Source organism: Cyanobium usitatum str. Tous (genome assembly GCF_003011885.1).
Taxonomy (GTDB): Bacteria; Cyanobacteriota; Cyanobacteriia; order PCC-6307; family Cyanobiaceae; genus Cyanobium_A; species Cyanobium_A usitatum.
The window spans coordinates 61,858-74,186 of sequence record NZ_PXXO01000003.1 but is presented as its reverse complement, the minus strand read 5'-3'; the positions used below and the strand labels follow the sequence as shown (position 1 = coordinate 74,186).

Below are 12,329 nucleotides of genomic sequence, written 5' to 3'. Positions count from 1 at the left end.
CCCAGTAGAAATTATGGAATAAGCTGTTGCAGATTGAATCACCAAAGCGTTAGCATAAGGAATGTGGCGGCGGATGAAGTTGCAAGCCATGTCAATCCAAAAGGGCCGCCACTAAATGCAACTGCAACGACGGGTGCTGTTCTGAGGTTACGCCGTAATGCCGCATATCTCAACGGTTGAACCAAAAGAAAGCGGGGACTAAATCGACCCACTTTTCGTCGGGTTGTGAATTGCCTGGGCTACCTACCAGCCGAAATAGCTACCGCTCCTGTAGCCATTGCCCTGTTGACTGGGCATCTGACGTTGTGGGCCGAAGCTTGGTTGTTGCATCACGGGTCGGTTGGACTGGTAGATGCCTCCGGATTGGCTGGGCCTCATGAGCGGGCCGCTTTGCCTTGGCTGCTGCCAGCCACTGCCATAGCCATACATCTGGGCCTGGGCTGGTTGGGTAAGAAGCCCGGCAACGGCGGCAGCAGCGCCCAACAGGAATGGGTTCAATCTGGGGATGCTCATCGGATGCGGTGGCCGCAGCCACGTTGCGAGTACCCCTCCCTCTTGTTCTGCCTGCCTCGAAGTGATTCCAGATCGCTGTGGACTGGGCAAAACCAGCTTCGCTTTCCTACGGTGCGACAGACCTGCAGGGCTGCAATGGGGCAATACCAGGAGCTCTGCAGTCTCACGACCACTGGAATCAAGCCCAGGCTTTTGGCAGACGCCGCCCAGTATTTGGGCCAGGGCCATGACCAAGAGCCAGAGCCAGAGCCATCACGAAGCTTTGATACTGCGTTGCTCCTTGCGGGGATGCGGGACGATGACCCACTGCCCTTGCTCTGCCTGCGCTGCCGCATCAGCCATGCTCTAGAAGCCTGGCTTTGTGCCACCCACAGAGCCAACGAAGAACGCTACGGGCTTGAGCTGTTGGCCATGGCGAGTTACGCCCTCGACGATGAGGGGAAGCTCACGCTCCGTATTGGGCCTGATGAGCTGAAGCCCTTCGCCCATACACAACTGGCATTGCTTCCCAAAGGGATGAGCACGCCCTTTTCCGCTGAGATCCTGCGCAGTTACGACTCGGCACTCTGCGGGCTGCCCCATTGGGCAAGGCTCAAAATTCAGGCTCACAACGAGCTCAAGGCCTACTTCCGGCAGCACGGCTTGCTTCTGATCTCAGATTGGGCCCTATTGCGCAATAGCAGCCCCAGCCGGGTCCGCCAGGCCTGCCAGGAACAACTAAGAACTAATGACACCGTCGTTTTTTTGTCTGCCCTGCATAGCCGTTATGGACCTTTGTATGACGCCGCTAAGCGCGACTACAAAAACAGAACCGGCAAGTCATCGGGCTGGCAGCCCGATCCGGCGTTCCTCAGGGAGCTCGCTCCTGATCAGGATCCCTTCGCGACTACTGAACGCCTGAAAGCGATCGCGAAGGCTGTTCGCCTGTTGTTGACCGGCAGCTCCAACCAGAGCCTCGATCAAGCAGCTGAGGTTGGCTTTGAGCCCGTCGATCCCAGCTCACAGGCCAATTCAGATGATGATGTTGGCCCTTCTAGTGGTGAGCTCAAAGCGCTGGTAAGCGATGCATTGCAACGGGCCATGGACCAGCTCATGCCAGACGTCTTGGCTGCGAGTGGGAAAAATGCGGAACTCCTCCGCTGCCTCTGGGCTGGCTGGGCAGAGGGCCTCACCAATCGTCCTCTAGCCGAGCGCTGCGGCACCACCTGCGGGACGGTAAGCAAAAAGCTGCGCCCTACCGAGCACGCAACCATCATCGCCACAGCCGCAGCCCAAGAACTCAATCGCCATCAGGCTTTTGCTTCCGTCAGCCAGTCCGTAGAAGGGGCTGAGCGCTTGGTTAATGCCCTTCGGAATCACTTGCTGGAGCCAGAACGAGAGGGAGATGTCGCCCCCCTACGCCGCTGGATTCAGCAATACCTAAACCAGCCATGAACACACCCTCTTCCCAAGAACCGCTTGATGTGATGCAGATGCCCCAAGGGGCAATCGAGTTGGGCGAATTGCCCTTGGCGTTTGCCCACGAGGACCGGCTTCTTGCCGTGGCTGCCCTCAAGCAAGCCATGGATGAACGGAACCTTGATTTGCCTTTTGGTCCAACCATCGAACCCGAGGATACCGCTCGGCTGTTGAGCTTGAACCGTTTCTCTGTGCAGCTGGCGACCACTGGCATCACCAGTGATGAGGTCTTAGTCAAACGATCCTTTTGGGAAGACTCAGCCCTGGCCCCGCAGCTCTTGCTTGCTGCTGCCGTAGATGAGGAGAACAACGTCGTCTTTTTCCCTGGGGTCCTGACAGGGGAGGAGCTTCTGGCTCAAGCCAAAAATGCGGATTCCGACTCAGCCGCTCTTGTGCTCAATACCGCTTGCTTCAAAGGGGGGATTGATCGGCTGTTGATCCTGGTTCAGCTTCTTGAACCTGCCGCTCTGCCCCGTCTGGCCCTTCCAGCTGATCCCATCACCGCCTTGCAAAAGACGGTGGTTTCGGTTCTTGATTGGCTGAACGGTCAACTCGATGAAAGCCTGGCTGCCCTAGGTGGTGGTTTGGTTCCCGTTACAGCCGGTGCAACCAGAAGTGGGGTTGGTTTGCCTCCTGTTGAGGGGGCGCTGGCCATGGTTTCTATTCCCCTTGGCCTGGCAGATGGGTCGCTTGTCACGGGTCTGACAGCCCAGCGGTGTCTTGAGCGATTCGATCTATCCCTAATTCCGATCCACCCAGATGGTCTGTATTTACGCCTGGCACCTGCCCTGATCGGCGACCTTCTTCCTGATGGCCTGACCCTGATTGCGCGCCAAGGTGAGCACGTTCAATCCATCACCAGTGAAAACAGCGACAACTTGGATCTGAACTTCCCCTCCAGCTCCGAGTTGCTGGCCGTTTCGGTTGCTTTTGGATCCAGTGAACCGATTGAACTGCCCTTGCTGCAACTGCCGAAAAGCTGATGGAGTCCTTTGATCTGCAGCTGCACAGGGCTGATACAGGCCCTGTCGTAACGGCTTTTTTGCAGGGTCCTACGGGTAATCGCTCGTTCGCCTTATCCATCCCTGATCAACTGTTCCGCTCTCGCGACCTGTGGATCGACAAACTGATCCTCCACTTGGAGCAAGGGCGGCCAACAGCTGATGCGGTGCGCCATTACGCCGAACGCCTATGCGTGTTGCTGGGCGAATGGCTGGAAGACGGCAGCTGGCTACCGCTGCAGCAGGCCCTGCAAAGTCATCCAGGCTTGCCGCTGCGGATTTCTTGCTTCGATGGAACGGGCCAACTGGCCCTTCTTCCTTGGGAGCAGCTTCCCCTTGCTCGCCCCATTTGGCGGCTGGGTCAAGCCAGCTGTGCTCTCAAGTCAAATCGATCTTCTGGGCGTCTGACCCGGGTTCTGCTGCTTGTCGGCAATGAACGCGGCCTCGATCTCAGCCCAGAACTGGAGCGTTTTTCAACCCTCAAGCGGCAGGGACGAATCGATCTCACCGTGTTGCGGGGGGCTGAGTGCCATCCATCTGCGATTCGATCTGCCCTGGCTCAAGCCAAAGGGTGGGATTTGCTGGCGTTCTTAGGCCATTCCGATGCCGACCCCTCCACTGGAGGGCGGCTACTCCTTGGTGATGGCGGCTCGATAGCAGGGGCGTCACTCACACCGGAACTAAAAACCGCCGCATCCAATGGTCTGGGTCTAGCCGTTTTGGCCAGCTGCAGCGGGTTGGATCTGGCCCAAACCTTCTGTGGCGCTGGAATCCCCTGGACCCTGTGCTTCCGCGAAAAAGTCCCAACCCAGGCTGCTGCCATCACAGTGTTGAGCCTGCTTGAGAAGCTGGAAGCAGGAGTTCCGTTTTCCCAGGCCATAGGAGCGGTCCGTGAGCTGCTCGGCCGAGAAGGCCCGGCCACTAGCGAACTGTTGCTCAGCGCTGTGAGCTGCACCGATGCCACGGGCTTCACCCTGCCGCTCAGGAAGCGTCAACAAATCAAGCTCCGCCTAGCAAGCAGCCAAAAACCCCAGCTTGTTGCAGCGGCTATTGCCGTCGTACTCGGCGCCACCAACGATCTGGTCCCCTGGAACCCGGTGAACTTGGGATTGCTTGATCGACGGTTGAATGTCCAGCGGGTATGGCGGCAGCTCACTCACCAGGAAGGTCCATCAACTGCGGCGCTGCCCCTGCTCATGCTCGATGCCAAGGCCTACCAAGACTTCGGTGTCGATCCCAATCAGGAGGGCGATCAGGTTTCCCGCCAGGTTTTAGCCAGGGTTCTGCAAGCAGCCCCACCTGAACGCGTCCCCTCTGTAGCCCTGGACTTCGTTCTTGATTCCAAGGGATCCGATCCAGCTGCCTACCAGGAATTCCTGACAACGATCCAGAAGCAACGGCGGCCAAGCCTTTTTGCTGGCTACTTCGGTCCCACAACCTGTGCACCTAATTCGGGAAGTTCATCCCACCCATTAACGGAACTGACGGCTGAAGGACTTCAATCCTTTGATCTGTCAGTCGAAACAAGTTCAAACTCCAATTCCAATTGTCCAGAGGAGAAACTAGTGCCACTTCAGTTGCACCACGGTTTATGGGGGAAACACTTTGCAGTTGCAGTCAGCGGAAACGCAGATGGTCAGATCCCATCAGAGGCAGTCATCGATTGGTCCATCAACTGGCAAAGCATGATCACGCCAATGCGTGATCGTCAATCACTGGAAAAACTCAAAGCCCCAATCCTTCTTGTCGGCAGTAATGGCTACGGCGTTAATACAACCAACAGCAGGAAGGATGTCTTTGTGGCCCCTTGGGCAGCCAAGCGGGCCCTCAGCAGTCTGGAGCAAGCGGATTCAACAATCCCAGGTGTCTTGGTGCAGGCCGTTCTGGCCCAATCCGTTGCCATGCACCATTGGCTTACCCCCCTGCTTCAAAGTGCCACGGCCGCACTTGCTGCAGGTCTTGGGGTGGTCCTTGCAGCAGTGGAGACAAGGCGATCAAGACAACTCCTCTGGCTGGGAGTCATCGCCATTGCCACTACGGTGGTGGCCCTGCAAATTGCAGTGACGCCCCTGGTGGGAGGCACACTCTTTCTCATCCCCCTGGTTCTGCCACTAGCAACTCTCACAGCCGTCGTCCTGAGCAGGCGTTGAAAGATGAAAAAAACCTCCTCCTACCGGGCAACAGCCAACAGCAGACTCAGCCCTTGGCTTCTGGGACTTTGCTTGTCAGGCCCATTGCTATTGCCCCAGCTCAGTGCGGCATCAGCCGCTAAGCCCGCGAACAAGCCAAAACCTCCTCAGCCCAGTCTGCTTGAGCAAATCAGGGAACTCGTCGGAATCGGCACCCCCAGTGCGGTGGGAGGCAGTCGTAGTAGTAGCGATGGCAGTGTTTGTGTGGTCTCGCCAGGGGCATCTGCCGCCGAGATCGGATCAGGATCCAGCCTGCGGGCATTGGTTAGTCGACCAACAATTGTTGTTAAAGGCCCCTTAAATGAGCTTCGCCTTGAGAACCAAGATGGGATTCTCTGGCAAAAGCTAGCGTCCAGCACCAAGAGCATCGAAGGACCCATTGCCTGGCCTATTCAGCCCCTGAGTCCAAACCAGAGACTCACATTAAGAGTCCGGCCAAAGGGAGCCTCAGGGGGTGATTTTGCTAGTTACAACTTGGTTGCAGGATCATCTGAAGTCATGTCAGAAACGGAAGCCAAGATTCGAAAATTGGGATCTGATCCACAGGCCTGGCGCGGGTCAATCCAATCGGCACTGAATACCAAACAGCAAGGTCTTGCCCTGGCCCTGCTGTTCTCCGATAAGGCTCCAGAAGGCAGCGCCATCAAGCAGCTTCAACAAACAGTGATTCAACGAGCTTGTCGATAACCAATCACTGGCTGTTGCATTGGGTCACCAACCTTCCCATGTAATCAGCTCCAGTGACACAGTTGGTCTGTGATTGGTTCGGGTCAACACCATATTCTGGGACCGGTGAATTCAGCAGTTGTGTTGCATTGTTCATGGCACTTTGAGCAGCCTGACGAGCACTGTCAATTGACTGCTGATTAAGCTGCTGCTGTTGGAGTTGAACTTGAGACCGCTGGTAGTCAGTCATCCCTTGACTACCGCCGCTACATGCAGTACAGATTCCGCAAAGAATGAGAAAGGCTGCGCCCAGAACTGGCCAGCTGTTGTTTTTCGTGGATTCCATAGTCCTTTTACTTGGGTGAAGGTGCGGCTGATGGACTTGTGTCCCGTGCTGCTGCCCTCTCCTCGTTCTGGTTGCTTGAGGGTGATTCCAAATCCACTTGGAATCAGCAAATCGCCCTCGGAACTAAAAGCAGTGGCAAGCGAAAACAAGCATGGAGCCCCAGGAAAACAGAGTCACGCTGGAGGTCCTTGAAGCATTACCACTGGACCTATCGGCATTTCCAGATCACAGTGTGGACTGGCGTGTTTATCAATGGATTGAATCGGCGAAGGAGTACGCGGAAGCAGATGAGCTGAAGTTAGCTATCAAGGTCTTGTCTTCCGGAATGGACCAGTGCCAGAGGCACCCTTTTTGCCTGTATCAAAGGGGCCTCTACTACGCACGTCTTGCTTGGTATGGAAAAGCGGCGGATGATTTCAGGGAGTGCATTTTTCGCGAGCCTAACTTTGTAGACATCTGGCATTCCTATGGCTATGCCATGGCAAGGCAAGGGAACCACAAAATGGCGATAGCGGCATATACCAAGCTTTTGGATTGCAAGCCCGAGACGCGAGGGGTTCACTTACTCAGGGCAGCTTCTTACATGCTCGAGGACAAGATCACTTTGGCACTAGAAGACATTGAGATTGCAAAACTGAGAAGAAGTCCCTACCTCAGAAGACTGGTCAAGCTCCTCCTCGAAGAAGCCCGGCAACGTGAAGAGAAAAAGCTAAACAAGAAGAGGCCCAGAAAGCAAGACAATCCCGCCATCAATTGCGAAGCAATCCAATGAGCTTCATCTGCACGTCAATACTGGCGATATGTGCTCAGCAATGGCTAGGGATCGGATATGTCGTCTTAAAGGGTGGCAATACGTTTGTGTACTCAAACTTTAAAACCGAGTACATTTGCCAAGCGTCGGGCAACATCTATTCCTGCCAGAGCGCTCCTGTCGAGGCCTCGCAGGCACCGACCGAAAGGCCTTAGCAGTTCGTCCGCTCTACTCATTTCAACTATTTCCAGCCCTGTCATGAATCCCGAACCCGAAGAAAGCATTAACCACGATTCCATTAATGTAACTGTGCGGCTAAATTTATCTCGCAAAACCTTTGAGAAGATCAACGCCTTGCGTGATCATTTTGGCGTAAAGACCAGGACGGAAGTCGTCCAACGATTACTAGAAGAGTTGCTGCAAGATTGATACTTAAAGCCGCCATAGTGGAATGGAAGGTGCATGGCCGATCGGACTCGTAACGCTGGCAGCAAAGCCGAGCCCTGGGTGGCCATGCTTCTCAGCAACATTTAACCCACCAGCAGGCGTCGTGGCATAGATACCTACCCAATTACTGCGTTCAGCTCTGGCTAGGCCTGAAAACAGGGCTGGTGAGTACTCCTTCTACGGCTGGTTTTCAGACTTCTGTAGAAGATTCTTTTTCGCCGCCCAAGGGAATTAGCTTGATTTGCTTGTTGCCCAGTTTGATTTCAAATTCGTCACCTGGCTTGAGATCGAGCATGGCGGTGTAGGCCTTTCCCACCATGAGATTGCCATTGAACTGCACCTTGGTGGTGTGGCTCAGCTTGCGGCCACCCTTGCCAGTGCCCCGACCGGCGCTATCGATGCCGAGGTTCACACCCTTGGCGCTTAGCAGCGCCTCGTAGAAGGCAGTGAAGTTGATGCGCTCGCTGCCATCTTTTTTGGTGCTCACATAGCCGCATTCGCGCACCAACTCGGACTTGGAGATATCGCCTAGCTCTTTTACCTTGGCGAGCAGATCCGAGCCGGTGAGCATGGGAAATCAAGTCGAATACGTTCTTTAATGTAGCGCCCATCAGTGGGGCTGGTATTCGATTTCTCACCGTCATCGCAGGCTGCTCAAACGGTCTGCCCGTAGGAAGGTCCACGGTGGCTACAAGGCCCTGAGCGCTGCGCTCCAATAATTCGAGCTTTTTGCACTACTCCTCCGTTTTTGGTGTGCAGGTTCTGTCTGTACAGGTGCTCAGCGCCGCCAGAGTCCCAGCCATTCGTTGTCGCGCTCGGGGGCTGAGCCCTGTGCTGGCTCCCATATCTCCGGGTGGAATCCGGCCTCCCCCAGCTGCTGCTCCAGTAGCGCCGGGTCGCTGCCCCAAGGGGGACCATCCGGGCGCTGATGGCACCAGAACAGACCCAGCAACCAGCCCCCAGGGTCCAGCAACTTCTGCACAGCTTCTAGATAAGCCCCGCGCTGAGCTGGATCGATCGCGCAGAAGCAGGTGTGCTCCAACACGCCCTGCAGGCTGCCGGGGCTGATGCCGGCTGCCGCCAGTGCCATCCCGTCAAATAGATCAGCCTGTAGCCAGCGCAAATCAGCGCGATCGGAACCGTGCACCGCTTGGGCGCGATGGATGGCCTCGCTGCTGAAGTCCAGCCCGATCGCCTCGTAACCCAACTCGGCCAGTAAGGCAGCCTCATGACCTCGGCCGCAGCCAGGAACCAACACTCGACCCGGTGGCTGGGGTGCTCGGCTGTCAGTGCGCAGAAAGGTCTCCAGCGGTGGCGCTGGCATGCCCAGCTCCCAACGATCACTGCCCTCGCGGTAGCGCTGGTCCCAGTTCGATACGGCCATGGTGCGGATCCCAGCTGCACAGCATTCAAAAGGCGCCCCGTGGGTGGACGCCTTAGCACCGGTTGCGGCAGTCCATTCCTCACACCAAGGCCTGCCGATCGAGTGGCTGTGGATTCGCGGATCGGCTGTCTGGAGCCTGACAGGAAAGGAAAGGGATCCCATCTCAGAGAAGGGATGCTTGGAGCTTGACCTTCTTTGCTGTGATTCCAGCTCGGGCTTAATAGCCCAAGATTTATGGAGGGATTGGACAAACAACTCAGGGCTGCGCCTGCTCAGGTCTGTCTTTGAAGTACGTGCTGCATCACATCCAGCAGCCCATCGGCCAGGGGACGATGGCTACCCAGATGACTGCTCCAGATCGATCCAGACAGCAGTTCCTCTGGGCTCACCAGGGCCATGTCCTGGCCCTCCAACAGCCGCAGCTGCTCCAGAGGCACCGATAGCTCAGAGTGGAAGACGTGGGCCGTGCGCCGATGGATGTGGTGCACCATGGTGAACTCCAGCTCGTTTGGCTGCCAGCTGATCTCCTCTAGGAGCTCCCGCCGCAGCGCCTGCTCCGGCGTTTCGCCGGCATCGAGGTGCCCACCAAAGAGTCCCCAGCAACCGGGGGCGACGATGTTTGGGATCTCGTCGCGCAGCTGCATCAGCCAGCGACCATCCCGCTGCAGCATCGCCAGGGCAACTTCAACGGCCATGGGTCAACCTCAGGCAGCTGAAGGCCGGCGCTGCTGCGTGGCGTAGAGAGCGGCCCCGCCGGCCGCCAGCACGAGGCCACCGCTAATGGCCAGGAACACCAGGGTCTGCAGCAACAACAGGGTGATACCCAGTGCTGAGCCAGCCGCAATCTGCACCCTCGCCTTGATCAGCAGGGTGAGCAGCAGCAACACCGTGGCCTTGAGGGCCACCACCTTGGCCGTGCTGAACGGACAGAACGGGTTCAGAAGCACAGCGAGACCATGACGTGCCCCCATCGTGGCGTGTAAAAACCAACGCAGTGGTTTCTTCAGGAGCGCGGAGGTTTCGGCGGTATCCACTGCGGCACACAAGCCCGCCAGCCCTGCCGCTGCTTCTGGGTCCAGAGCTTGACCGCCTGCTCCCGCGTCAGCTCCCTGCGGCGTTTCAGCAGGGGCGCGGCCTCCCCGGGGATCAACTCCCCGAGCGTCACCTCCAGGCTCTGGCTCCAGCGGTCGTAGCGGCGCGGCTGAAAATGCAGCACCTGGCGGCCATCACTGATCCAGCCCTCTTGCGGAGAGAGCGGCAGCCGGCCAGGCCTGTCCGTGACGTTCATCGGGAGCTGCTCAGGCCACCTCCGGCGCCCACCCCTTCTGGCGCACCATGTCGTCGGTCCAGCCCTGACAGCGGCTGGTGAGGTGCTCGCCATGGGCGATCAGCCCCTGGTGCAGCTGACAGGTGAGCACGGGGATGCAGTTCGCACCGGCGTGGTGCCGGAACCAGTGGCAGGTCATGCAGACCTTGCGGCTGCGGGTCTTCACCAGCACGTCCCCATCGAGGTACGGCCACTCCTCAACAGAGGTTTCGAGCCTTGCAGTCAGCTCCATTGACCGGGGGAGAGAGACACCCATGAACCACTCTTGATGCGTACATCCGTACTAGCACGCCTCCAATCGTCTGGCTGCCGCGGTTTTGCTGGGCCGATCTCACGACGGTTGACCCACCTGCTATTTTTTTGAGAGCAACACCCTCCAGGCCTCTGCCGGCTCCCGGCATGCCCAAACAGGGGGGTCACTCTTCCCAGCGGACGTTTGTTGAGGTATTCCAAGCCTCCGCTGAACATTCCAGACCAGCTCAAGCAGTTACGCGATCGAGGTCTGCTGGTTGGGTCAGACGACCTAGCGCTGAATGCTCTCGAACTGATCGGCTACTACCGCTTGAGCGCGTATTGGCTGTTTTTTGAAGAACCTCCAGCTCTAGGGGAGACCAGAAGCCATCGTTTCAAGCCTGGCTCCAGTTTTGAGCAGGTGATTGAGCTCTATGACAGGGACCGTCTGATTCGGTTGCTGGTGATTGACGCCATTGAGCGAATCGAAATCGCCGCCAGATCAGCTTGGGTTCAAGAGCTGAGCATCAAGCATGGCCCCCACTCTTACCTTGAGCAGCAGCTATTTAGGCCTGACTTTAATCACGAAAAACAGATCAAGCAGCTGCGTGATCAGCTGCAGCAAAGCAATGAAACCTTCGTGATTCATTACCAGCAGACCTACTCAGAGCCCGAGCTTCCCCCGATCTGGGCAATGACGGAGCTGATTTCCCTTGGCACGCTGCGCGTCTGGATTGCTGCAACAGAGCTGGACAGCAAGACCAAGGTGGCGCGATCCCTGGGAATGCCGACGGCCCAGGTGCTGAATGGTGTCTTGCACTCCCTGAATCTGCTCAGAAATATCAGCGCCCACCACGGCCGGCTCTGGAACCGTCTCATCGTCAAGCGGCTCCCGAAGATAAAGAAGCTCCAGCACCTCCTTGTGCTGGATGATGTTGACGAAGAAGGCGTCCAGCCATCCAAGAATCTGTACAACTACCTTGTCGTGATGGCCATCATCGTGCGCAAGGTTGCGCCTCTCAGCACCTGGCCCTCGCGCATGGCGAAAGTCATTTCACCAATGCCAAGCGAGCAGCAAGCAGCCATGGGCTGCCCTGTGGGCTGGCAAGAGCAACAGATCTGGAGCTGACCGGTCCCGTCTACACCCATAGCCCAATGAGGTGGATCCACTTCGGATCCGCTCATCTGGCCTCTGACGCAGCTCCAGCCGCTACCGCGGGATGCCTGTCGGCGGTGTGCGACACGAGAAACGTCTCGATCCAGTCGTGGTGCCGCCGCTGGCAGATCCGGTCGGCGATCGAGGGAGCATCAGGCGGCACCTGGAACCGCTTACGGAATGCCTTGGTGAAGCCCTCCAGAGCCGGGCGGGGCAATCCCCGCACGGTGGCCAGGATCTTCTGGACGGTGGCTGGATCGAGGGGCTCCAGGCCCACCTCTGCCATGGGCTCGGCAGCGGCACTGTTGCGCTGAGCTGCCGGTACGTGGCGGGAGGACGTGGGAGCGGTGGAGCTGGTGACCTCCCGCTGCTGCTTGTCGTAGAGCGCCAGGCCGAACGGATTGCCAAAGGTCATCAAGGCGCGCTTCATGGCGTCGGTTTCGGCCTCCTTGAGGGCCGATTCATGGGCCTGGCCCAAATCGGCGTCGATGCCGTGGCCGGCGCCGCTGCCTTCACGGATGACTTGGCTTGCCGCATCTGCGCCAACGCAGATGCGAACGCGGGCGGTGTAGGTAACGCCCCAGCCGGCGCGGTTGCTACTGCCGAGGGTGCGCTCCCGCTCAGCGACGCACTGCACGGCAATCGTTTCGCGCTGCCAGCCGTCAAATCCAAAGATACGGTTGGCTTCTGCGATTGCTTGCCAGCCCTCCAGATAGGAAACCTTGGCGCGGCCCTGCTCGCGCTGCTTGACCTTGGCGCGATCGAGTGGAGCTGAAAGGGCAGCGATCTGGTCTGGGGAGAAGACGGTGGTGCTCATGGCGATGAAGCAGAGAAAGTGAGTGCTGGTGAAACGAAACGGG

16 protein-coding genes are annotated in these 12,329 nt (G+C 57.8%); 7 read left to right on the top strand and 9 right to left on the bottom strand.

Going from position 1 to position 12,329, the window contains the following annotated elements; translation table 11 throughout:
* The first annotated feature begins 801 nt into the window (after positions 1 to 801).
* The 4 genes from C7K55_RS03610 to C7K55_RS13520 are packed head-to-tail and all read left to right on the top strand — an operon-like array spanning position 802 to position 5,848.
* Positions 802 to 1,947, top strand: a complete 1,146-nt coding sequence (locus C7K55_RS03610) for a hypothetical protein (RefSeq protein WP_127431966.1) — start codon at positions 802 to 804, stop codon at positions 1,945 to 1,947.
* Entirely contained in the window at positions 1,944 to 2,954 is a 1,011-nt protein-coding gene (locus C7K55_RS03605) for a hypothetical protein (protein ID WP_106502049.1), read from the top strand. Before C7K55_RS03610 ends, C7K55_RS03605 begins: the two co-directional genes overlap by 4 nt.
* Positions 2,954 to 5,122, top strand: coding sequence for a CHAT domain-containing protein (locus C7K55_RS03600; RefSeq protein ID WP_106502048.1), 2,169 nt, complete (start codon positions 2,954 to 2,956; stop codon positions 5,120 to 5,122). Before C7K55_RS03605 ends, C7K55_RS03600 begins: the two co-directional genes overlap by 1 nt.
* Before the next feature lie 3 nt (positions 5,123 to 5,125).
* Positions 5,126 to 5,848, top strand: a complete 723-nt coding sequence (locus tag C7K55_RS13520; protein ID WP_127431965.1) for a hypothetical protein — start codon at positions 5,126 to 5,128, stop codon at positions 5,846 to 5,848.
* A 4-nt stretch (positions 5,849 to 5,852) separates the two neighbouring features.
* Here C7K55_RS13520 and C7K55_RS13410 read toward each other — a convergent pair whose 3' ends face one another.
* Positions 5,853 to 6,077, bottom strand: a complete 225-nt coding sequence (locus C7K55_RS13410) for a hypothetical protein (protein WP_153062444.1) — start codon at positions 6,075 to 6,077, stop codon at positions 5,853 to 5,855.
* Positions 6,074 to 6,322 (bottom strand): hypothetical protein, encoded by a 249-nt coding sequence (locus C7K55_RS13230; protein ID WP_127431964.1) that lies wholly within the window; start codon positions 6,320 to 6,322, stop codon positions 6,074 to 6,076. Before C7K55_RS13230 ends, C7K55_RS13410 begins: the two co-directional genes overlap by 4 nt.
* A gap of 2 nt (positions 6,323 to 6,324) precedes the next feature.
* Here C7K55_RS13230 and C7K55_RS03590 point away from each other — a divergent pair, with 2 nt between their 5' ends.
* Positions 6,325 to 6,945 carry a tetratricopeptide repeat protein gene (locus tag C7K55_RS03590; RefSeq protein WP_106502046.1) on the top strand — a complete coding sequence of 207 codons (621 nt, stop codon included), beginning with the start codon at positions 6,325 to 6,327 and terminating at the stop codon, positions 6,943 to 6,945.
* A 237-nt stretch (positions 6,946 to 7,182) separates the two neighbouring features.
* Positions 7,183 to 7,353: a hypothetical protein gene (locus C7K55_RS13515; RefSeq protein WP_161956108.1), complete on the top strand. Its 171-nt coding sequence runs from the start codon at positions 7,183 to 7,185 to the stop codon at positions 7,351 to 7,353.
* A 208-nt stretch (positions 7,354 to 7,561) separates the two neighbouring features.
* Here the strand turns inward: C7K55_RS13515 and C7K55_RS03585 are convergent, their stop codons facing one another.
* The 6 genes from C7K55_RS03585 to C7K55_RS03560 all read right to left on the bottom strand — a co-directional run bounded on the left by C7K55_RS03585 (position 7,562) and on the right by C7K55_RS03560 (position 10,314).
* A complete protein-coding gene (locus C7K55_RS03585) occupies positions 7,562 to 7,942 on the bottom strand; it encodes an AbrB family transcriptional regulator (RefSeq protein WP_106502045.1) in 381 nt (126 codons plus the stop codon).
* 207 nt (positions 7,943 to 8,149) lie between these two features.
* Positions 8,150 to 8,755, bottom strand: coding sequence for a methyltransferase domain-containing protein (locus C7K55_RS03580; protein ID WP_106502044.1), 606 nt, complete (start codon positions 8,753 to 8,755; stop codon positions 8,150 to 8,152).
* A 272-nt stretch (positions 8,756 to 9,027) separates the two neighbouring features.
* Complete coding sequence (locus tag C7K55_RS03575; RefSeq protein WP_106502043.1) at positions 9,028 to 9,450, bottom strand: NUDIX hydrolase; 423 nt, start codon at positions 9,448 to 9,450, stop codon at positions 9,028 to 9,030.
* Between the two features lie 9 nt (positions 9,451 to 9,459).
* On the bottom strand, positions 9,460 to 9,702 hold the full coding sequence (locus C7K55_RS03570; protein ID WP_241518152.1) for a hypothetical protein: 243 nt from the start codon (positions 9,700 to 9,702) through the stop codon (positions 9,460 to 9,462).
* A gap of 56 nt (positions 9,703 to 9,758) precedes the next feature.
* The gene (locus tag C7K55_RS03565; protein WP_106502041.1) at positions 9,759 to 10,043 is read right to left on the bottom strand and encodes a DUF1651 domain-containing protein; all 285 of its coding nucleotides are present in this window, start codon (positions 10,041 to 10,043) and stop codon (positions 9,759 to 9,761) included.
* A 10-nt stretch (positions 10,044 to 10,053) separates the two neighbouring features.
* Positions 10,054 to 10,314, bottom strand: a complete 261-nt coding sequence (locus C7K55_RS03560; protein ID WP_241518151.1) for a galactose oxidase — start codon at positions 10,312 to 10,314, stop codon at positions 10,054 to 10,056.
* Between the two features lie 204 nt (positions 10,315 to 10,518).
* Between C7K55_RS03560 and C7K55_RS03555 the strand changes: the two genes are divergently transcribed.
* Positions 10,519 to 11,442 carry an Abi family protein gene (locus tag C7K55_RS03555; RefSeq protein ID WP_106502039.1) on the top strand — a complete coding sequence of 308 codons (924 nt, stop codon included), beginning with the start codon at positions 10,519 to 10,521 and terminating at the stop codon, positions 11,440 to 11,442.
* 52 nt (positions 11,443 to 11,494) lie between these two features.
* On the opposite strand, the gene C7K55_RS03550 is transcribed toward C7K55_RS03555, so the two are convergent.
* Positions 11,495 to 12,286 (bottom strand): RAD52 family DNA repair protein, encoded by a 792-nt coding sequence (locus C7K55_RS03550; protein WP_106502038.1) that lies wholly within the window; start codon positions 12,284 to 12,286, stop codon positions 11,495 to 11,497.
* Positions 12,287 to 12,329: the final 43 nt, after the last annotated feature.